Raw genomic sequence first — 18718 nt, 5'->3', positions numbered from 1 at the left:
TGCAGGCCTGACCGCGTCTGGTGCGGTGTGCGGTAAGTGCCGCGCAAGCCCATTCTGCGCTTATTTTTCCTTTATGTGTAGAGGTGGGCGGGTTGCTCGTCGGGCAGGGGTCAGCCCAGCTTCTTCAGCAGTTCGGCGGCGAGCGGGACGGAGGAGGCCGGGTTCTGGCCGGTGACGAGGTTGCCGTCCACGATCACGTGCGGCGCCCACGGCTCGCCGACCTGCACCTCGACGCCCGCCTCGGTCAGCCGGTCCTGGAGGAGCCACTTGGCCTGGTCGCCCAGGCCGGCCTGGATCTCCTCGTCGTTGGTGAAGGCGGCGACGCGGCGGCCGGCGAAGGCGTTGGAGCCGTCCTCCTTCACGGCGGCCAGCAGGGCGGCCGGGCCGTGGCAGACGACGCCGAGCGGCGTGCCGGACTCCAGGGCCGTGGCCAGGAGGCGGCCGGAGGCGGCGTCGACGGCCAGGTCCTCCATGGGGCCGTGTCCGCCCGGGTAGAAGACGGCCGCGTAGTCGGCGAGGTCCACGTCCTCCAGGCGGACCGGACGCTGAAGCTCGGTCATCGCGGCGAGTCCGGCGGCGACGCGGTCGGCCCCCTCCTGGCCGCCGTTCAGCTCGGCGGCGAGGCTGCCCTTGTCCACCGGCGGGATGACGCCGCCCGGCGTGGCGACGACCACCTCGTGGCCCGCCGCGCGGAACGCCTCGTGCGGGGCGACGGCCTCCTCGGCCCAGAAGCCGGTGGGGTGCAGGGTGCCGTCGGCGAGCGTCCAGTGGTCGGCGCCGGTCATCACGAACAGGATCTTTGCCATGGTGATCTGTCTCCGAGGGTGTCGTGTTCTCGTGGGGTGTCTCGTTGTCGGTGTCTCGAACCTAGGACGTCGAGCCATAGGAAACCAATGAGGATTCCGATGTCGGGTATGGGAATTCCGATGGGATGGGCGGAATACTGCGGATGGTGGAGCAAAGTCATCACCTGGACCTGAACCTGCTGCGTACCTTCCTGGCGGTCTACCGGTCGGGGTCGTTCACCGGCGCGGCGCAACTGCTCGGCCTGTCGCAGCCGACCGTGACGACACAGATGCGGACCCTGGAGCGGCAGGCCGGACGGGAGCTGTTCGAGCGGCTTCCGCGGGGGGTCACCCCGACCGCCGTCGCCGACGCGCTGGCCGCGCGGATCTCCGCGCCGCTGGACGAGCTGGCCGCGGTGGCCGGGCCCGACCCGGCGGTGGCGGGGCGCGCCGACCCCGTGCACCTCGCCGGGCCCGCGGAACTGCTGTGCGTCCGCGTGCTGCCCGCCATGGCGCCACTGGTGGCCGAAGGCGTCCGGCTGCGCGTGGCGACGGGCCTGACCGAGCCGCTGCTCGACGAACTGCGGGCCGGCCGGCACGACCTGGTCATCGCCACGACCCGCCCGCGCGGCCGAACCCTGACCTCGACCCCTCTGATGGACGAGGAGTTCGTCCTGGTCGTCGCGCCCGCCTGGGCCGAGCGGCTGGGGGACCGGCCGCCCGCCGAACTGCCCGCGGCCCTGCACCCGGTCCCGCTGGTCACCTACGCGCAGGACCTGCCGATCGCCCGCCGCTACTGGCGGCACGTCTTCGGCCGACGGCTGTCCGGCCCCGCCGCCGTGACCGTGCCCGACCTGCGCGGCGTGCTGGCGGCGGTCGTCGCGGGCGCGGGCTTCACCGTCCTGCCGCGCTACCTCTGCCTCGCGGAACTGGCCTCGGGCTCCCTCGTCGCCCTGCACGAGCCGGAGGACCCGCCGATCAACACGGCCTTCCTCGTGCAGCGGCCCGGAGCCGTGGAGAACCCGGACGTCGCTCGCGTCCGCGACCTCCTGCTGGCGGCGGGTCGTACCTGGTGAGCGGATCGGCATCGTATGGACGCCTATCTGAATAGTCAAAAAAGTGAGTAGGCTAGGGCTCACTCGTCGACGCAGGGGGCCGCCCATGTCCAGCACCCGGATCAGATACGCGCGCTACGTCGCCCTCGGCGACAGCCAGACGGAAGGGCTCGGCGACGGTGACGACGCTACCGGCCTGCGTGGCTGGGCGGACCGCCTCGCCGAGCAACTCGCCCACCGCGACACCGCGTTGCGATACGCCAACCTCGCTGTCCGCGGACGGCTGGCCGAGCAGGTCCGCGCCGAGCAGCTCGCCCCGGCGCTCGCGCTCCGCCCCGACCTGGCCACCGTCGTCGCCGGCGTCAACGACCTGCTGCGCCCCCGCTTCGACGCCGACGAGGTCGCCGGTCACCTGGAGGCCGTGTTCGCCGCGCTCACGGCGCAGGGCGCCCGCGTCGCCACCGTGACCTTCCCCGACGTGGGCCGCGTCGCCCCCCTCGCCCGGCCCCTCGCCCCGCGCGTCGTCGCCCTCAACGCCCGCATCCGCGAAGCGGCCGGCCGGCACGGCGTCGTCGTCGCCGACACCGAGGCACACCACGCGGTCACCGACCCGCGGCTGTGGAGCCCGGACCGGCTGCACGCCTCCCCGCCCGGCCACGCCCGCATCGCCGCCGCCGTGGCACACGCCCTGGACCTGCCCGGCAGCGACGACACCTGGACCCACCCGCTGCCTGCCCCGGACCGGCCCGCTGTCTCGGGATGGCGGGCCGGCGCCGCCGAGCTGCGCTGGACCGCCGCCTTCCTCGGCCCCTGGGCCGTACGGCGGTTGCGCGGCCGCTCCTCCGGCGACGGCCGCACGGCGAAACGCCCCGCGCTGCTGCCGGTGCACCGGAACTGACCGCACCTCGGCATCCGGCACGTCTTCGGCTTCACCGGCACCGATCCGTCCGTTCCGCTGTGCGGCTTGGTCTTCCTGCTTGTGCTCGGTGTCGACCACAACACCTTCCCCATGTCCCGGGTGCGCGAGGAGTCCCTGCGGCACGGGGTCCGCGAGGGGGTGCTGCGAGGTGTTGTCGGCACCGGCGGTGTCATCACCTCGGCCGGGGCGGTGCTCGCCGCCATCTTCGCCGCACTCGCTGCTGGTCCCCGCCCTGGTGCGGGACCTCGGCGCATGCGCCTGGTGGCCCCGGCGGCTCCGCCGTGACCGGCCGGGTGTCACCCAGGTGGATGCGTAGTGAACATGCTTGCGTCGACAGTGGGCAGGCGTAGGAGACAGATCTGTTCGTATCGAATCAGGAGGTGTCTGCCGCTATGGGCGCGAAGGTGTTGGAGCGTTTTGCCGCGGGAGCCCCGCGCGGATCGTTGCCCGCGGAGGAGTACGCCGCTCGGCGGCGGGCCGAGGGGGAGCCCGCGACCGTGGTGATGGATCTGAAGTCGGACGCCTTCCTCGTCGTCGTCCCGGCCGGCGACGAGGACTGACACCGCTTCAGCCTCCGGGGGCCGGCGGGCGGTCGTCGGCCGTGCCCAGCGTCCGCGCCGTCCGCACGAACACCTCGTGCAGATCCCGCGCCGCCTGCGGCACCGAGTCCGCGCGCCGTCGGCGCAGCATCAGCAGCACCCGCGTCGCGTCCCCGTCGATCGGCCGGTAGGTGATCGCGCCGCACCGCTCCAGGGGGTCCCCGGCCACGCTGAAGTCGGGCAGGACCGTCGCCCCCAGCCCCTCGGCGACCATCAGCTTGCCCATCTCCGCGCCGTCGGTGGAGTACGCGAAGGCGGGGCCGTGCCCGTCGAGGAGCCGGTGCACATAGCGGTGCATCACATAGCCGGACCGCATCCCGATCAGCGGCACGCCGAGCAGGTCCTCGACCGTCACCGACCGCAGCGAGGCCAGCGGGCTGCCGGGGCGTACGCACACCACCGGCCGCCCGCGCAGCAGCTCGGTGGACTCGAAGTCGGCGGGCATGTCGTCGCCCTCCAGATGGTTGACCAGCCCCAGGTCGAAGCCGCCCTCCAGGAGCGTCCGGTGGATGTCCGTCTGCTGGGCGGCCACCACCTCCACCTGGGTCACCGGATGCGCCGCGCGGAACTCCCGCACGGCCGGGATGAGCAGCGGCACGGTCGCCGCGTTCACCGTGCCCACCCGCACCATGCGACTGATCCGGTGCTGCTCGCCCGCCGCCGTGCGCAGCCGGTCCACCGCGTCCAGCACCCCGATGATGTGAGGCAGCAGCTCACGGCCCGAGGCGCTCATCGTCGCCCCCGACCGCTTGCGCTCCAGCAGGTCCACCCCCAGCTCCCGCTCCAGGTTCCGCACCGTCTCGCTCAACGCGGGCTGGGAGAGCCGCAGTTCCTCGGCGGCCCGGCGCAGGGAACCGAGCCGGGTGACCGCCGCGATGTATTCCAGCTGTTCTGTGCGCACCCCGGAAGAATGCGGGCGCATTCCCGGTCGGTTCAAGGGTTTCCCTGTCACGCCTTCGTGAAATTCAATGGTCCGCGATACGAGACCGGTCGGGTTCTCCTTGACTGCCGAGACCGGCGGCTGCCACGATCGACGGCATGAAGATGCGACTGGACCTCACGCGGCGACGCCATGTCGACCTCGCGCGCGTCTCCAGCGCCTCCTGTTGCGCCGCGGCCTGATTCCCCGAACCGCCGCCGCCCCTCTCTCCCACCGCGCCACCTGCCCTGACCGCAGGTCTGCGCCGTGCCTTTGCAGCACCGCCTGAATTCACCGCGCTCTTTTGCCCTGTGTGAATTCGGCGTGCCCGAAAACGCATCCGCGCACCAGGAGTTCCGCATGCCCGCAGCGCCCGTGAAATTCGCCTATTGGGTCCCCAACGTCAGCGGAGGACTCGTCACCAGCAAGATCGAACAGCGCACCGACTGGGGATACGACTACAACCGCGAACTCGCCGTCCTCGCCGAGAACAACGGCTTCGAGTACGCGCTCAGCCAGGTCCGCTACATGGCCAGCTACGGCGCCGAGTACCAGCACGAGTCGACCAGCTTCAGCCTCGCCCTGCTGCTCGCCACCCAGCGCCTGAAGGTCATCGCCGCCGTCCACCCGGGGCTGTGGCATCCCGGCGTCCTCGCCAAGCTCGGCGCCACCGCCGACCACCTCTCGGGCGGTCGCTTCGCGGTCAACGTCGTCTCGGGCTGGTTCAAGGGCGAGTTCACCGCCCTCGGCGAGCCCTGGCTGGAACACGACGAACGGTACCGCCGCTCAGAGGAGTTCATCCGCGCCCTGCGCCAGATCTGGACCGAGGACCACACCGAACTCGCCGGTGACTTCTACCGGTTGCGCGACTTCTCCCTCAAGCCCAAGCCCCTCAACACGCCCGAGCGCCCCCACCCGGAGATCTTCCAGGGCGGCAACTCCACCGCGGCCCGCGCCATGGCCGGCCGGGTCTCCGACTGGTACTTCTCCAACGGCAAGGACTTCGACGGGGTGACCGAGCAGATCGCCGACGTCCGCCGCTCGGCCGCCGAAGCGGGCCGCAGGGCACCGAAGTTCGGCCTCAACGGCTTCCTCATCGCCCGCGACACCGAGGCCGAGGCCCGCGACACCCTCCGCGAGATCGTCGCCAAGGCCGACAGTGAGGCCGTCGAGGGGTTCGGCGCCGCCGTCAAGCAGGCCGGACAGTCCACCGCCGACGGCAAGGGCATGTGGCAGGACTCCTCCTTCGAGGATCTGATCCAGTACAACGACGGCTTCCGCACCGGCCTGATCGGCACCCCCGAGCAGATCGCCGAACGCATCGTCGCCTACCGCGGGCGCGGCGTCGACCTGCTGCTCCTCGGCTTCCTCCACTACCACGAGGAGGTCGAGTACTTCGGCAAGCGCGTGCTGCCCCTGGTGCGCGAACTGGAGGCCCAACTCCCGGACGCCGACGCCGAATCCGACGCCGGGTCCGCGCCCGCCCACGCCTGATCGCCCCCGCCCAACGCCTACCGCACCGCACTGCGAAAGAGGTCACCGAGCATGAGCACCGTCACGCCCACCGACTGGCAGACCCGCCCCGCCCCGGCCACCGCCGACGAGTGGATCGCCCGCGCCGCCGAGGTGGCCGCCGTCCTCGCCACCGACGCCGCCGAACGCGACCGGGCCGGCGCCGCCCCGCACGCCGAGGTCCAGCTTCTCAAGGACGCCGGCCTGGTCACCCTGCTCGGCCCCGTCGAGCACGGTGGCGGAGGCGAGGGGTGGCCCACCGCCTACCGCGTCGTCCGCGAGATCGCCAAGGCCGACGGCTCCATCGGCCAGCTCCTCGGCTACCACTACCTGTGGAACTGGGCCGCCCGCCTCGTCGGCACCCGCGAACAGTGGGAGCACGTGGAGGCCGAGGCCGCGCGCAACCGCTGGTTCTTCGGCGGGGCCGTCAACCCGCGCGACAAGGACGTCACCGTCACCGAGGACGGCGACGACCTCGTCTTCACCGGCGGCAAGTCCTTCTCCACCGGCAGCAGGGTCTCCGACGTCACCGTCCTGGAAGGCGTCCTCGACGGCACCGACCAGCACGTCTTCGCCATCGTGCCCTCCGACAGCGAGGGCCTGACCTTCCACGACGACTGGGACAACATCGGCCAGCGCCTCACCGAGAGCGGCAGCGTCACCCTCGACGGGGTCCGCACCCCCTGGTCCTCGGCCGCCGGCTACGTCGACAAGGTGTTCCAGCCTCGCGTCTACAACACCCTGAACGTCCCCACCATCCAGCTGGTGTTCGTCAACTTCTACCTCGGCATCGCGGGTGGCGCCCTGGAGACGGCCGCCACCTACACCCGCACCAAGTCCCGCTCCTGGCTGCACGGCGGCCACGAGCGGGCGGTCGACGAGCCCTACGTCATCGACGTCTACGGCGACCTCACCGCCAAGCTCTGGGCCGTCGAGGCCCTCGCCGACGCCGTCGCCGCCGAGGGACAGAAGCTGCACGACGACCCCGACGCGGTCACCGCCCAGACCCGCGGCGACTTCGAGGTACGGGTGGCCGCGGTCAAGGCCCGTGCCACCGACGTCGCCCTGGAGATCTCCAGCCGCATCTTCGAGGTGACCGGAGCCCGCTCCACCGCCACCTCCGAAGGCCTCGACCGCTTCTGGCGCAACGTCCGCACCCACACCCTCCACGACCCGGTCGCCTACAAGCGGCGCGAGGTCGGCCGCTGGGTCCTCGAGGGCGAACTGCCCGAACCCACCTGGTACTCCTGACCGCCCCGGGGGCGCCTCCCGCACCGAGGCGCCCCCGCCCTCCTCCCGAAAGAGGACCCATGGCCACCGTCCTGTCCGTCTCCGGCAGCCCCTCCGCCACCTCCCGCACCGGCCGCCTGCTGCGCCACCTCGACGAGCGGCTCATCGCCCACGGACACGAGGTCGTCCCGCTCGACGTGCGCACCGTCCCGGCCGAGGCCCTGCTCGGCGCCGACTTCCGCCACCCCGCGATCGTCGAGGCCACCGAGCTGTTCGCGCGCGCCGACGGCATCGTGGTGGGCACGCCCGTCTACAAGGCGTCGTACTCCGGTGTCCTCAAAGCGCTCCTCGACCTGCTGCCGCAGTACGCGCTGACCGGCAAGACCGTGCTGCCGCTCGCCACCGGCGGCTCCGTCGCGCACGTCCTCGCCATCGACTACGCCCTGCGGCCCGTGCTGAACTCCATGGGCGCGACCCACATCGTGCAGGGCTGGTTCACCCTCGACAAGGACATCACCGCCCACGAGGACGGCTCGCTGACCGTCGCGCCCGCCGCCGCGGAGGCCCTCGGCCAGGTCGTCGACCAGTTCTCCACCGCCCTCGGCCGCACGCCGTACCTGGCCGCGGCGAGCTGAGGCGATCATGACCGCCCCTGTGATCGCCCATGTGATCGCCGACGACGCCGAGGCACTCGCCGTCGCCGCCGCCCTGGCCGACGAGTTCCGGGCCGGAGCCGCCCAGCGGGACGCCGAACGGTGCCTGCCCCGAACCGAGGTGGACCGGCTCTCCGCCTCCGGTCTGCTCGCCGTCACCGTCCCCGCCGAGCACGGCGGCGCGGACGTGAGCGCAGGGACCCTCGCGGAGATCTTCCGGCTGCTCGGCACCGCCGACGGCAGCCTCGCGCAGATCCCGCAGAGCCACTTCGCCTACGTCAACGTGATCCGCCGTCAGGGAACCGAGGAACAGCGGAAGTTCTTCTTCGCCGAGCTGCTGGCCGGGCGCCGCTTCGGCAACGCCCAGTCCGAGGCGGGCACCCGGCACGTCCAGGACATCCGCACCCGCCTGGCACCGCGGCCCGACGGCTCGTACACGCTCACCGGCACGAAGCACTACTCCACCGGCGCGCTCTTCGCCGACTGGATCCCGGTCCTCGCCCGCGCCGAGGACGACAACCTGCACGTCGCCTACGTGCCCGCCGACGCCCCCGGTCTCACCGTCGTCGACGACTGGGACGGCATGGGCCAGCGGACGACGGCCAGCGGCACCGTCCGTCTCGACGGCGTGCCGGTGCCGGCCGACCGGGTCCTGCCCCACCACCTCACCTTCGAAGGGCCGCAACTCCACGGCGCGGTCGCCCAGTTGCTGCACGCCGCCATCGACACCGGCATCGCCGCGGGCGCCCTCGCGGAGGCGGCCGAGTTCGTGCGGACCAAGAGCCGGCCCTGGTTCGAGAGCGGTGTCGAGACGGCCGCCGAGGATCCGCTGCTGATCCAGCGCTTCGGCGAGCTGTCCGTGCAGGTGAGGGCGTCGGAGGCGCTCCTGCGGGAGGCCGCCCGCACGGTCGACGTGGCGGCCGCCGGTCTCACCGACGACACGGCCGCCGAGGCGTCCGTCGCCGTCGCCGCCGCGAAGGTGCACGCGGCACACACGGCCGTGGAGGTGGCGGGCGCCCTCTTCGAGGTGTCCGGCACCCGCTCGGCGCTGCACTCCCTCAACCTGCACCGGCACTGGCGCGACGCCCGCACCCACACCCTGCACGACCCCGCCCGCTGGAAGCTCCAGCACATCGGCCGGTACGCGCTCAACGGGACCCGCCCACCCCGCCACGGCCTCCTCTGAGCAAGCCCCAGCCGGACATCGCCGATCGGAGACCCCACGTGTCCCTCACCTTCCACTGGTTCCTGCCCACCAACGGCGACAGCCGCCATGTCGTCGGCGGCGGCCACGGCACCCCCGCCACCGCCTCCGGACGGGACCGGCCCCCGACGGTCGGCTACCTCGGCCAGATCGCCCGCGCCGCCGAGGACCTCGGCTTCGAGGGTGCGCTCACGCCGACCGGCGCCTGGTGCGAGGACGCGTGGCTGACCACCGCCATGGTCAGCCGGCACACCGAGCGGCTGAAGTTCCTGGTCGCGTTCCGGCCCGGCTTCGTCTCGCCCACGCTCGCCGCGCAGATGGCCTCGACCTTCCAGCGGCAGACCGGCGGTCGGCTGCTGCTGAACGTCGTCACCGGCGGCGAGAGCCACGAGCAGCGCGCCTACGGCGACTTCCTCGACAAGGACGACCGCTACCGCCGTACCGGCGAATTCCTCCAGATCGTCCGGGAGTTGTGGGAGGGCAAGGCCGTCGACCTGAAGGGCGAGCATCTCCGGGTCGAGGACGCCCGGCTGGCGCGGGTGCCGGACCCCGTCCCCGAGGTGTACTTCGGGGGTTCCTCACCGATCGCCGGGGAGATCGCCGCCCGGCACGTGGACGTGTACCTCACCTGGGGCGAGCCGCCCGCGCAGGTCGCGGAGAAGATCGCCTGGATCCGGGGGCTCGCGGCCCGGCAGGGACGGACCGTACGGTTCGGCATCCGGCTGCACGTCATCACGCGGGACACCTCCGCGGCGGCCTGGGCGGAGGCCGACCGCCTGCTCGCCGGCTTCGACCCCGCCACCGTGGCGTCCGTCCAGGCCGGACTGGCGCGCAGCGAGTCCGAGGGACAGCGGCGGATGCTCTCCCTGCACGGCGGCGACCGGAACGGCCTGGAGATCCACCCGAACCTGTGGGCCGGGATCGGGCTGGTCCGGGGCGGTGCGGGGACCGCGCTGGTGGGCAGCCACACGGAGGTCGCCGACCGGATCAAGGAGTACGCGGCACTGGGAATCGAGGAGTTCGTGCTGTCCGGGTATCCGCACCTGGAGGAGGCCTACTGGTTCGGCGAGGGGGTGCTGCCACGGCTGGCCGCGGAGGGGCTGTGGAGGCATCCGGCGGGGGAGCAGGGGGCTGCGGTGCAGGTGCCGTTCGCCGGCTGACCCCCCGCGCCGCTAGACGGTCAGGGCGTCGAGGTGGGCCCTGCGCGACTCCTGTGTCTGGCCCTGGACCATGAGGAACAGGGCCTCCCTCGCCAGCCGTTGGGCCCGGTTCGTCAGCGACAGGGAACGGCCGCCGCCCGCCACCACCGCTGCAGTCGTCGCCGCGTGCAGCACCTCGTACGCCCGGATCCTCAGCGCCAGTCGCTCGTCCAGGTGCTCGCTCGGGACCGGGTGGTCGGCCAGCGCGTAGGCCCGGTCGCGGACCTCGGTGAGGCGGGCGCGCAGCGGAGCCGCCGTGTCCCCGTCCAGCAGGGCGAGGGCCGCCTCCGTCACGCCGAACACCGCCGGGTTCGCGGCCACCGTCTTCGGCCGGTCCGTCGCGGCCCACCGCGCGAACGGCGTCCGCAGCGCCACCGCCTCCTCCGGCAGCCGGAACCCGTCCAGCTCCAGGGAGACCGTGCGGGACGCGGTGAGCGCGGTCAGCCGCATCGGAGGCGACGCCCGCAGCCCCGGCTGCTCGCGCGCCTCGGCGAAGGCGAACAGTGCCTCGTCGGCGTCGGTCACACCGGCCAGCAGCATCACGTCGTTCAGTCCCCACCCCGTGTACCAGGGGACCCGTCCGTCGAAGCGCCAACCGTCCCCGTCCCGCGTCACCCGCACCGGCCTCCTCGGATACCCGCGCAGATGGGCGTACGCCACACCCGACAGCAGCTCACCTCGGGACAGGGGGCCCAGCAGTCGCTCACGCACCGGGCCCTCGCTCCTGGCCAGCGTCAGCACCGGCGTGTGGTGCTGCGTCTGCACGAACCAGGTCGAGCAGCACGCCCCGGCGAGGATCTCCGCCGTCTCGCGCACCACCGACGCCGGCGCCGCCGAGCCGCCGTACTCCTTCGGCGCGTTCACCCCGAGCAGGCCCGAGCGCCGGATCTCCGCGAGATGACCGGCGGGGACCTCCGACCGGTCCACCTCTTCGGCGTGCGGGGCGAGGAGTGTGCCGGCGAGGTGCCGGGCACGGGTGACGAGCGGGTGCGGTGCGGTCATGGACAGGATTCTTCCGGTGTCGCCGCGCGGGGTGTCGATCCGGGGGTGTGCCGTTCGCGTAGGAGGTGAAGGGCACCGCAGCACGGCGATGCCAGGGACCGCATCACGGAGGCCGACATGAAGCACTACCTGCTGAGCGTGATCACACCCACCGGCGACGAGCCGCCCGTGGGGGAGGAGATGGCGCGGATCGGCCGCAACCTCGAGACGTTCCACCGGGAGCTGCGCGAGGCGGACGCCTGGGTTTTCGCCGGCGGACTGCACGGCCCGGGGACGGCCACCGTGCTGCGGCCCGGGGGCGGCGACGTCCTGGTCACCGACGGGCCGTACGCCGAGGGCAAGGAGCACCTCGGCGGGATCTGCCTCATCAAGGCCCCCGACCTGGACGCCGCCCTGCACTGGGGCCGCCGGGCGGCCTGGGCCACCACCCTGCCCATCGAGGTGCGCCCCTTCATGGGCGAGACCACCGAGACAGGCGAGACCACCGAGACCGGCGGGGCCTGATGACGCTCGACGTCGAGGCCGCGTTCCGCGCGGAGTACGGCCGTGCCGTCGCCGTCCTCGTCCGCTTCCTCGGCGACATCGACCTCGCCGAGGAGGCGGTGCAGGACGCCTCCACCACGGCCGTGCGCCGCCGGCCGGAGACCGGTGTCCCGCCGAGCCCGGCCGGCTGGATCATCCGGGCGGTCGCCGTGGCCGAGACGGAGGGCCCGCGCCGGGCCCTCGGCCTCGTGGACGCCCTCGGCCTCGACGACTACCCCGTGTGGCACGCGGTCCGCGCCGACCTGCTGCGCCGTCTGCGCCGTACCCCCGAAGCCGTACGCGCGTACGAGGCGGCGCTCGCGCCCACCGGGAGTCCGGCCGAGCGGGTCCTCCGCGACCGGCGCCTGCGTCAACTGACCCGCTGATCCGGTACGGCTGCCGAGAGGCCGGTGGCTCACACGCTGAGCGCCTCCCGCACCGACCGCTCCGCGTCCCGGCCGCCCGCCCCGGACGAGGTGACCCGGCCCGCCTCCAGGACGTAGTACCGCTGGGCCGCCCGCATCGCGAAGCCGACGTGCTGTTCCACCAGCAGGACCGACAGGCCGCCGCGGGTCGCCAGCGCGAGAATCGTCTCCTCGATCTCGGCGACCACCGAAGGCTGGATGCCCTCGGTCGGCTCGTCCAGGAGCAGGATCCGAGGCTCCGTCACCAGGGCGCGGGCGATGGCGAGTTGCTGCCGCTGGCCGCCGGACAGCAGCCCCGCGCGCCGCGAGGAGTACACCCGCAGCGCGGGGAACAGGTCCAGCGCCTCGGCGACCGCCTCCCTGCCGCGTCGGCGGCCGTCCGCGACGAGCTGGAGGTTCTCCGCGGTGGTCAGGTGCGGGAACGCCTGCTGGCCCTGCGGCACGTACGCCATCCCGCGCGCGACCCGTTCGTGCGGCTTACGGCGGGTGATGTCCTCGCCGTCCAGCCGGACCGTCCCGGCGGACGGGGTGAGCAGGCCGACCGCCGCGCGCAGGAGCGTGCTCTTGCCGGCCCCGTTGTGCCCGAGCACGGCGGCGACACCGTCCACCGGGACCTCGACGGAGACGCCGTGCAGCACGGTGCTGCGGTGGTAGCCGACCCGGACGTTCTCGATCTGGAGCATCACGCCTCCTGTACGGCCACGTCCGCGGCGTCCTCGGCGGCCGTGTGCCCGAGATACACCTCCTGCACCTTCGGGTCCGCCTGGACCTCGGCCACGGTGCCCTCGCTGAGCACCCGGCCCGCGTGCAGCACACTCACGCTGCGCGCGAAGGACCTCATGAAGTCCATGTCGTGCTCGATGACGACGACCGTCCGCTCCTCGCTGATGCGCTGGAGCAGCTCGCCCGTGGCCTGCCGCTCGTCGTGGCTCATGCCCGCCACGGGTTCGTCGAGCAGCAGCAGCTGTACGTCCTGCACGAGCAGCATGCCGATCTCCAGCCACTGCTTCTGGCCGTGCGCCAGCGTCCCGGCGGGGGAGTCCGCCGACCCGTTCAGCCCGACGGTCTCCAGTGCGCTGGCCACCGGCTCCGGGACGCCCCTGCGGCGGCGCAGCATGGTCCACGCGCCACGCCCGGCGCCCGCCGCGATGTCCAGGTTCTGAAGGACCGTCAACTCCTCGAAGACGGTGGCCGTCTGGAAGGTGCGGCCGATGCCGGAACGCGCGATGCGGTGAACGCTGCGCCCGAGCAGCTCCGCGCCGCCGAACCGCACCGACCCCTGCGCCTTCACCAGACCGGTGACCGCGTCGACCAGAGTCGTCTTGCCTGCGCCGTTCGGCCCGATGAGGAACCGCAGATCACCGGGGCGCACATCGAGGTCGACACCGTCGACGGCGGTGAAGCCGTCGAAGGACACCCGCAGTCGACGTACTTGGAGTCCGCTCATGCTGCCTCTCCCACGGGAATCACGGGCGACTTCCCCGCCACGGCCCGACGCCTGCGGACCAGCTTCGTCAGCGAGGCCAGGCCGCCCGGCAGGAACGCCAGCGCGACGATGAACAGCAGCCCCTGGAAGTACGTCCAGCCCGCCGGGAACTCCTCCGACAGGGCCGTCCTGGCCCACGCCACGGCGAGCGCGCCGAGCACCGCGCCGACCAGGCTGGCCCGTCCGCCGACCGCCGCGCCGATGACGAACTCGATCGACGGGACGATGCCGATCAGCGCCGGCGAGATGATCCCGACGGCCGGCACGAACAGCGCGCCCGCCAGACCCGCCATGCCGGCGGCGACGACGTACGCGACGAGTTTGACGTTGGCCGGGTCGTATCCGAGGAAGCGCACCCGCTCCTCCGAGTCCCGTACCGCGACGAGGAGTTCGCCGTAGCGGCTGTGGATGAGCTGACGGGCGAGGGCCATCAGGGCGAGCAGGGCCGCGGCGATGACGAAGTACACCATCCGCTGGTTCACCGGGTCGTTGAGGTCGTACCCGAAGAAGCCCTGGATGTCGGTGAGTCCGTTGGTGCCGCCGGTGGTGGCCTGCTGGCCGACCAGCCAGATCGCGAACGCGGACGCCAGCGCCTGGCTGAGGATCGCGAAGTAGGCGCCCTTGACCCGGCGGCGGAAGATGAACAGGCCCAGCAGTGCCGCTACGGCCATCGGCAGCAGCACGGTCGCCGCGATCGCGAACACCGGGTTCTCGAACGGCCGCCACCACCAGGGGAGTTCGGCGGCGGTGCCGTACAGCTGCATGAAGTCGGGAAGGTTGCCGGGACCCGCGTCGGCGATCTTCAGGTGCATCGCCATGGCGTAGCCGCCGAGCCCGAAGAACAAACCCTGGCCGAGCGTGAGCAGACCGCCCCGCCCCCAGGCCAGACAGATGCCGACGGCGACCATCGCCATGCACAGGTACTTGGCCAGCAGCCCCAGCCGGAAGTCGGACAGGGCGACGGGCGCGACGGCGAACAGGGCGAACGCCCCGGCCGCGAACCCGGCCCACGCCCGCGCGGAGCGTCCCTTGAGCACGTTCATACGAGACTCCTCGTGCGCAGCGTGTACAGCCCCTGGGGCCGCCACTGGAGGAACGCGACGATGGCGACCAGAACCAGCACCTTCGCGACCGAGACGGTGGTCGAGTACTCCAGGACCGACTGGAGCGCGCCCAGCACGAAGGCGACGATCACGCTGCCCTTGAGCTGGCCGATACCGCCGACCACGATCACCAGGAACGCGTCGATGATGACGTTGGTGCCCATCGTCGGGCCGATCGGACCGACCAGGGTGAGTGCCACCCCGGCGACGCCCGCGAGACCCGAGCCGATGAAGAAGGCGGTGCGGTCGACGCGCGACGTGGAGATGCCGGACACCTCGGCCAGGTCGCGGTTCTGCACCACCGCCCGGATCCGGCGGCCCAGCGGTGTCAGCCGCAGCGTCAGCGACAGCGCCACCACCGCCGCGATCGCCAGGCCGAGGATGAACAGCCGGCTGTTGGCGACGCTGAGTGGATCGTCACCGCCGATGAGCGTGATGTTGCCGGTGAGGACGTCCGGCGCGCGAGTCTGCACATTCGGCGCGCCGAAAATGTCCCGGGCGAGTTGCTGGAGCATCAACGAGACGCCCCAGGTGACGAGAAGAGTGTCGAGGGGACGGAGGTACAGCCGGCGAATCAGCAGCCATTCCAGAAGGGCGCCCAGAGCGCCCGACACGAGAAATGCGACGGGAAGCGCGACGAGGAGCGAAATTCCCGCGCTCGAAATGGACTTCTGAAGGACATACGTCGTGTAGGCGCCCGCCATGATGAACTCGCCGTGCGCCATGTTGATGACGTTCATCTGGCCGAAGGTGAGCGACAGGCCGAGCGCGATGAGCAGGAGGACGGCACCGATCGAGATGCCGGTGAAGGTCTGACCGAGGATCACGGTCACAGGGCGGCTCCGTGAGGGAGGCGGGGGACCCGGCCCGGGACGGGGTCCCCCGTGCGACGGACGGTCAGGACAGGTCGGCGGCCCAGGAGTAGCCCTTGAGGAACGGGTCCGGCTTGACGGGCTCGCCGGAGTTCCAGACCTCGGTGATCAGGCCGTCGGTGCCGATCTTCCCGATGCGCGCGGTCTTGTGGATGTGCTGCGTGGCGCCGTCGACGGTGACCTTGCCCTCGGGGGCGTCGAAGGTGATGCCGTCGGAGGCCGCCTTCACCTTCTCCGGGTCGAACGACTTGGCCTTCTCGACCATCGACGCCCACAGGTGGACCGACGTGTAGGCGGCCTCCATCGGGTCACTGGTCGGCTTGTCCTCGCCGTATTTCGCCTTGTACGCGGCGACGAACTTCTCGTTCGCCGCGCCCGGCGTGGTCTGGTAGTAGTTCCAGGCGGTGAGCTGGCCCGCCAGGTACTGCGAACCGATCGACTTGACCTCCTCCTCGGCGATCGACACCGAGACCACCGGCATGGTCTTCGCGCTCAGGCCCGCGGACTTGTACTCCTTGAAGAAGGCCACGTTGGAGTCGCCGTTGAGGGTGTTGAACACGGCGTCCGCCTTCGAGGCCTTCACCTTGTTGGCGATCGTGCTGAACTCCGTGGAGCCCAGCGGCGCGTAGTCCTCGCCGAGGATCGTCATGCCGTTGGCCTTCGCGTACGCCTTGATCTCCTTGTTGGCGGTGCGCGGGAAGACGTAGTCGCTGCCGACCAGGTACAGCTTCTTCCAGCCCTGGCTCTTGAGGTAGTCGAGGGCCGGCACGATCTGCTGGTTGGTGGTGGCGCCCGTGTAGAAGATGTACGGGGACTGCTCCAGGCCCTCGTACTGCACCGGGTAGAACAGCAGCGACCTGTTCTTCTCGAAGACGGGCTTGACGGCCTTGCGGCTGGCGGAGGTCCAGCAGCCGAAGGTGGCCGCGACCTCGTCCTCCTTGATGAGCTTGGCCGCCTTCTCGGCGAACGTCGGCCAGTCGGAGGCGCCGTCCTCGCTGATCGGCTTGATCTTCTTGCCGAGCACCCCGCCGGAGGCGTTGATCTCGTCGATGGCCAGCAGCAGTGAGTTGCGTACGGTCACCTCGCTGATCGCCATGGTGCCGGACAGCGAGTTGAGCAGACCGACCTTGACCGTGTCGCCGCTGACGTCGATCTTGGCGGCCTTGTCGGACGACGAGCCGGCCGCGTCGGTCTTGGCGCCGCACGCGGACAGGACGACGACGGCCGCGAGCGCGGCACCGCCGGCCAGGAACCGGCGGCGGAGAATGGGTGAACCGCTGGACAAGACAACCCCCTCGGGTGTGGAGGAGAGAACCTCCTGAAGTGCGGTCCACAGCCTCAAGTCGCCCTGTTTCCAGCGTGTTTCACTGGACTTTCTCGGAGGCAACAAAAAACGCCCCGAGGTGTTGTGACATGCATTCGGACCGATCCGCAGTCCGCATTCACAATTCGCCCGAGGCATTCTAGTTACTTTCTGTGGGAAGTATCTTGAGAGGTCAGGGGCCTGTCAAGAGCGGGAGGCGTGGAGATCCAGTTCCGTGAGGACGTCGAAGTCCAGCCCGTCCGCGCGGGCCAGGTAGATGCGCTGGCGGACATGGCTGCCCCGCAGATGCAGCAGCCCGCGCGGTCCCTCGTAGGAGACGGTGTCCGCCGCCGCGCCGATCGCCGTCACGTCCGTGCTGCCCGCGCCGCGCAGGAGGGCGGCCAGCAACAGGACGCCCTCGTAACAGGATTCGCCGAGACTGCCCGGGGAGGGCGCCTCGATGCCGAAGCGGTGCGCGTACTGCCCGTGGAAGTCGAGGGTGTCCTGGTTGGCGAGGGAGGCGAAGAAGCCGGCCGTGCTGTAGAGGTCCACGGTGGCCGAAGGGCCGCTCGCCATCAGCATGTTCTCGTCCATCAGCGTGCTCAGCCGGAGGCAGCGCGCGTCCAGGCCGTACGCGGCGAACGCCCGGTTGAAGCGCACCGCGTCGCTGCCCACCAGGAGCAGGAGCACCGCATCCGCGTCGGAGCGCTCGATGCGCCGCAGCACCGGCTCGAAGTCGTGGGTACCCAGCGGGAGATACACCTCGCCGCCGATCCGGCCCCCCGACTCGCGGGCATAGGTGTGCGCCGCCCGTGCCGTTCGGCGCGGCCACACGTAGTCGTTGCCGACCACGAACCAGCGCCGCACCCGGCGCTCGTGCGCCAACAGCACCATCGCGGGCCGCAGTTGGTCGCGCGGCGTTTCGCTGGTGAGGAACACCCCGGCCGTGTGCTCGCCGCCCTCGTACAGTGCGGTGTAGACGTACGGCACCCGGTGGGCGACCCGTGGTGCCAGGGACTGGCGGACGGAGGAGATGTGCCAGCCCGTGACGCCCTGCACGACCCCGAGGTCCACCAGGGCCTCGACATGCTCGGCGACCTCGCGCGGCGGGGCCCCGCCGTCGACCGGCACCAACCGCAGCTCCCGGCCCAGCACCCCGCCCGCCCGGTTGACCTCCTCGGCCGCCAGCCGCGCGCACAGCTCGCAGGCCGGGCCGAAGATCCCCGCCGGCCCCTGCATCGGGAAGACCAGCGCCACGCCGAGGACGGAGTCGTCGGCCGTGAACCAGTCGGGGGCCGGGGAATCGTGCCGGAACATGCCGTCATGCTTCCGCGTCCACCGGGTGAACTCCACCCCGTCTCATACGATGTGCACACCTCGTGACCTAGGAGCAGGATGCCGGGATGCCCACCTCTACTCCGCGCGGCCCGCACGGCCTGATGCAGCTCCTCACGCGGGCCGAGCGACTGGCCGCCCGCCGGCTCCAGGCCGCCCTGGACGAGGAGGGCTGCTCGCTCGACGCCTGGCGGGTGCTCGCGCTCCTGTCCGACGGCTCCGGCCACCACATGACGGCGATCGCCGAGGCCGCGTTCCTGCCGCCGCCCACCCTGACCAAGCTGGTCGACCACCTCGTCGACCAGAACCTCGTGCACCGCCGGGTCGACCCTCTCGACCGGCGCCGCATCCTCGCCCATCTCACCCCGCGCGGCCGGGACTACTGGAAGCGCGTCGACCGGGCCGCGCACACCGCCTGGCCCGCGCGCGGCGACGGCGACGGCGACGAGGAACTGCTGCGGGCCCTGCTGGGCCGCCTCGCCGAGACGCTGGACGAGTCGACACACGTGTAGCGACGACGCCACGCAAGGTGACCGTCGAGCTGGGGAATGTAGTTTGGCACCTGAAAGGTTGGCATATACACCGAGCCGCCCGC

Annotated in this window: 20 protein-coding genes and 2 pseudogenes; 13 read left to right on the top strand and 9 right to left on the bottom strand. The window is 71.7% G+C overall.

Translation table 11 applies throughout. The annotated features are described in order from the left end of the window. Window positions 1-110: 110 nt before the first annotated feature. On the bottom strand, window positions 111-806 hold the full coding sequence (locus ACFWJX_RS17610) for a type 1 glutamine amidotransferase domain-containing protein (protein WP_383243410.1): 696 nt from the start codon (window positions 804-806) through the stop codon (window positions 111-113). A gap of 143 nt (window positions 807-949) precedes the next feature. Between ACFWJX_RS17610 and ACFWJX_RS17605 the strand changes: the two genes are divergently transcribed. From ACFWJX_RS17605 to ACFWJX_RS17590, 4 genes and pseudogenes are all read left to right on the top strand, one after another. Continuing rightward, window positions 950-1861 (top strand): LysR family transcriptional regulator, encoded by a 912-nt coding sequence (locus tag ACFWJX_RS17605; RefSeq protein ID WP_383243407.1) that lies wholly within the window; start codon window positions 950-952, stop codon window positions 1859-1861. An 85-nt stretch (window positions 1862-1946) separates the two neighbouring features. Beyond that, window positions 1947-2738 carry an SGNH/GDSL hydrolase family protein gene (locus tag ACFWJX_RS17600; protein WP_383243405.1) on the top strand — a complete coding sequence of 264 codons (792 nt, stop codon included), beginning with the start codon at window positions 1947-1949 and terminating at the stop codon, window positions 2736-2738. 6 nt (window positions 2739-2744) lie between these two features. Next, window positions 2745-3075, top strand: a pseudogene (locus ACFWJX_RS17595) (MMPL family transporter); the annotation flags it as partial. A 76-nt stretch (window positions 3076-3151) separates the two neighbouring features. Continuing rightward, window positions 3152-3319, top strand: coding sequence for a hypothetical protein (locus ACFWJX_RS17590; protein ID WP_319181128.1), 168 nt, complete (start codon window positions 3152-3154; stop codon window positions 3317-3319). Between the two features lie 7 nt (window positions 3320-3326). Here the strand turns inward: ACFWJX_RS17590 and ACFWJX_RS17585 are convergent, their stop codons facing one another. After that, on the bottom strand, window positions 3327-4259 hold the full coding sequence (locus ACFWJX_RS17585; RefSeq protein WP_383243401.1) for a LysR family transcriptional regulator: 933 nt from the start codon (window positions 4257-4259) through the stop codon (window positions 3327-3329). A gap of 137 nt (window positions 4260-4396) precedes the next feature. Here ACFWJX_RS17585 and ACFWJX_RS17580 point away from each other — a divergent pair, with 137 nt between their 5' ends. The 6 genes from ACFWJX_RS17580 to ACFWJX_RS17555 all read left to right on the top strand — a co-directional run bounded on the left by ACFWJX_RS17580 (window position 4397) and on the right by ACFWJX_RS17555 (window position 10036). After that, the gene (locus ACFWJX_RS17580) at window positions 4397-4480 is read left to right on the top strand and encodes a putative leader peptide (RefSeq protein ID WP_350760414.1); all 84 of its coding nucleotides are present in this window, start codon (window positions 4397-4399) and stop codon (window positions 4478-4480) included. 157 nt (window positions 4481-4637) lie between these two features. Next, entirely contained in the window at window positions 4638-5771 is a 1134-nt protein-coding gene (gene sfnG / locus ACFWJX_RS17575) for a dimethylsulfone monooxygenase SfnG (protein ID WP_383243398.1), read from the top strand. A gap of 51 nt (window positions 5772-5822) precedes the next feature. Further along, window positions 5823-7040, top strand: a complete 1218-nt coding sequence (locus ACFWJX_RS17570; protein ID WP_383243396.1) for an acyl-CoA dehydrogenase family protein — start codon at window positions 5823-5825, stop codon at window positions 7038-7040. Window positions 7041-7099: 59 nt separating this feature from the next. Beyond that, window positions 7100-7654, top strand: coding sequence for an NADPH-dependent FMN reductase (gene ssuE, locus ACFWJX_RS17565; RefSeq protein WP_383243393.1), 555 nt, complete (start codon window positions 7100-7102; stop codon window positions 7652-7654). A gap of 7 nt (window positions 7655-7661) precedes the next feature. Then, on the top strand, window positions 7662-8858 hold the full coding sequence (locus tag ACFWJX_RS17560; protein WP_383243390.1) for an SfnB family sulfur acquisition oxidoreductase: 1197 nt from the start codon (window positions 7662-7664) through the stop codon (window positions 8856-8858). Between the two features lie 38 nt (window positions 8859-8896). Continuing rightward, window positions 8897-10036 carry an LLM class flavin-dependent oxidoreductase gene (locus ACFWJX_RS17555; RefSeq protein WP_383243388.1) on the top strand — a complete coding sequence of 380 codons (1140 nt, stop codon included), beginning with the start codon at window positions 8897-8899 and terminating at the stop codon, window positions 10034-10036. A 12-nt stretch (window positions 10037-10048) separates the two neighbouring features. On the opposite strand, the gene ACFWJX_RS17550 is transcribed toward ACFWJX_RS17555, so the two are convergent. Continuing rightward, a complete protein-coding gene (locus ACFWJX_RS17550) occupies window positions 10049-11077 on the bottom strand; it encodes an acyl-CoA dehydrogenase family protein (protein ID WP_383243385.1) in 1029 nt (342 codons plus the stop codon). A gap of 117 nt (window positions 11078-11194) precedes the next feature. Here ACFWJX_RS17550 and ACFWJX_RS17545 point away from each other — a divergent pair, with 117 nt between their 5' ends. Then, window positions 11195-11581 carry a YciI family protein gene (locus tag ACFWJX_RS17545; RefSeq protein ID WP_383243382.1) on the top strand — a complete coding sequence of 129 codons (387 nt, stop codon included), beginning with the start codon at window positions 11195-11197 and terminating at the stop codon, window positions 11579-11581. Further along, window positions 11581-11970, top strand: a pseudogene (locus tag ACFWJX_RS17540) (hypothetical protein); the annotation flags it as partial. The gene ACFWJX_RS17545 and the pseudogene ACFWJX_RS17540, both read left to right, overlap by 1 nt. Window positions 11971-12014: 44 nt before the next feature. Here the strand turns inward: ACFWJX_RS17540 and urtE are convergent. From urtE to ACFWJX_RS17510, 6 genes are all read right to left on the bottom strand, one after another. Continuing rightward, window positions 12015-12707, bottom strand: a complete 693-nt coding sequence (gene urtE, locus ACFWJX_RS17535; protein WP_383243379.1) for an urea ABC transporter ATP-binding subunit UrtE — start codon at window positions 12705-12707, stop codon at window positions 12015-12017. Beyond that, on the bottom strand, window positions 12707-13471 hold the full coding sequence (gene urtD / locus ACFWJX_RS17530; protein ID WP_383243376.1) for an urea ABC transporter ATP-binding protein UrtD: 765 nt from the start codon (window positions 13469-13471) through the stop codon (window positions 12707-12709). The genes urtE and urtD overlap by 1 nt, the downstream gene beginning before the upstream one ends. Continuing rightward, window positions 13468-14553 (bottom strand): urea ABC transporter permease subunit UrtC, encoded by a 1086-nt coding sequence (urtC, locus tag ACFWJX_RS17525; protein ID WP_383243374.1) that lies wholly within the window; start codon window positions 14551-14553, stop codon window positions 13468-13470. The genes urtD and urtC overlap by 4 nt, the downstream gene beginning before the upstream one ends. Beyond that, window positions 14550-15446, bottom strand: a complete 897-nt coding sequence (gene urtB / locus ACFWJX_RS17520) for an urea ABC transporter permease subunit UrtB (protein ID WP_381183212.1) — start codon at window positions 15444-15446, stop codon at window positions 14550-14552. The genes urtC and urtB overlap by 4 nt, the downstream gene beginning before the upstream one ends. A 64-nt stretch (window positions 15447-15510) precedes the next feature. Then, a complete protein-coding gene (gene urtA / locus ACFWJX_RS17515) occupies window positions 15511-16770 on the bottom strand; it encodes an urea ABC transporter substrate-binding protein (RefSeq protein ID WP_383243370.1) in 1260 nt (419 codons plus the stop codon). Between the two features lie 222 nt (window positions 16771-16992). Next, entirely contained in the window at window positions 16993-18105 is a 1113-nt protein-coding gene (locus tag ACFWJX_RS17510) for a substrate-binding domain-containing protein (protein WP_383243367.1), read from the bottom strand. 86 nt (window positions 18106-18191) lie between these two features. Here ACFWJX_RS17510 and ACFWJX_RS17505 point away from each other — a divergent pair, with 86 nt between their 5' ends. Beyond that, on the top strand, window positions 18192-18635 hold the full coding sequence (locus ACFWJX_RS17505) for a MarR family winged helix-turn-helix transcriptional regulator (protein ID WP_383243364.1): 444 nt from the start codon (window positions 18192-18194) through the stop codon (window positions 18633-18635). The last annotated feature ends 83 nt before the right edge of the window (window positions 18636-18718 follow it).

Source organism: Streptomyces sp. NPDC058335 (assembly GCF_042723915.1).
Taxonomy (GTDB): Bacteria; Actinomycetota; Actinomycetes; order Streptomycetales; family Streptomycetaceae; genus Streptomyces.
The sequence above is the reverse complement of the archived record's forward strand: the minus strand, read 5'-3'. Positions and strand labels throughout refer to the sequence as shown.

What these genes read in the sequence shown, in the direction of transcription:
- ACFWJX_RS17610 (WP_383243410.1), bottom strand. Translation starts at nt 806, where the DNA reads ATGGCAAAGATCCTGTTCGTGATGACCGGCGCCGACCACTGGACGCTC.
- ACFWJX_RS17605 (WP_383243407.1), top strand. Translation starts at nt 950, where the DNA reads ATGGTGGAGCAAAGTCATCACCTGGACCTGAACCTGCTGCGTACCTTC.
- ACFWJX_RS17600 (WP_383243405.1), top strand. Translation starts at nt 1,947, where the DNA reads ATGTCCAGCACCCGGATCAGATACGCGCGCTACGTCGCCCTCGGCGAC.
- ACFWJX_RS17590 (WP_319181128.1), top strand. Translation starts at nt 3,152, where the DNA reads ATGGGCGCGAAGGTGTTGGAGCGTTTTGCCGCGGGAGCCCCGCGCGGA.
- ACFWJX_RS17580 (WP_350760414.1), top strand. Translation starts at nt 4,397, where the DNA reads ATGAAGATGCGACTGGACCTCACGCGGCGACGCCATGTCGACCTCGCG.
- sfnG (WP_383243398.1), top strand. Translation starts at nt 4,638, where the DNA reads ATGCCCGCAGCGCCCGTGAAATTCGCCTATTGGGTCCCCAACGTCAGC.
- ACFWJX_RS17570 (WP_383243396.1), top strand. Translation starts at nt 5,823, where the DNA reads ATGAGCACCGTCACGCCCACCGACTGGCAGACCCGCCCCGCCCCGGCC.
- ssuE (WP_383243393.1), top strand. Translation starts at nt 7,100, where the DNA reads ATGGCCACCGTCCTGTCCGTCTCCGGCAGCCCCTCCGCCACCTCCCGC.
- ACFWJX_RS17560 (WP_383243390.1), top strand. Translation starts at nt 7,662, where the DNA reads ATGACCGCCCCTGTGATCGCCCATGTGATCGCCGACGACGCCGAGGCA.
- ACFWJX_RS17550 (WP_383243385.1), bottom strand. Translation starts at nt 11,077, where the DNA reads ATGACCGCACCGCACCCGCTCGTCACCCGTGCCCGGCACCTCGCCGGC.
- ACFWJX_RS17545 (WP_383243382.1), top strand. Translation starts at nt 11,195, where the DNA reads ATGAAGCACTACCTGCTGAGCGTGATCACACCCACCGGCGACGAGCCG.
- urtE (WP_383243379.1), bottom strand. Translation starts at nt 12,707, where the DNA reads ATGCTCCAGATCGAGAACGTCCGGGTCGGCTACCACCGCAGCACCGTG.
- urtD (WP_383243376.1), bottom strand. Translation starts at nt 13,471, where the DNA reads ATGAGCGGACTCCAAGTACGTCGACTGCGGGTGTCCTTCGACGGCTTC.
- urtC (WP_383243374.1), bottom strand. Translation starts at nt 14,553, where the DNA reads ATGAACGTGCTCAAGGGACGCTCCGCGCGGGCGTGGGCCGGGTTCGCG.
- ACFWJX_RS17510 (WP_383243367.1), bottom strand. Translation starts at nt 18,105, where the DNA reads ATGTTCCGGCACGATTCCCCGGCCCCCGACTGGTTCACGGCCGACGAC.
- ACFWJX_RS17505 (WP_383243364.1), top strand. Translation starts at nt 18,192, where the DNA reads ATGCCCACCTCTACTCCGCGCGGCCCGCACGGCCTGATGCAGCTCCTC.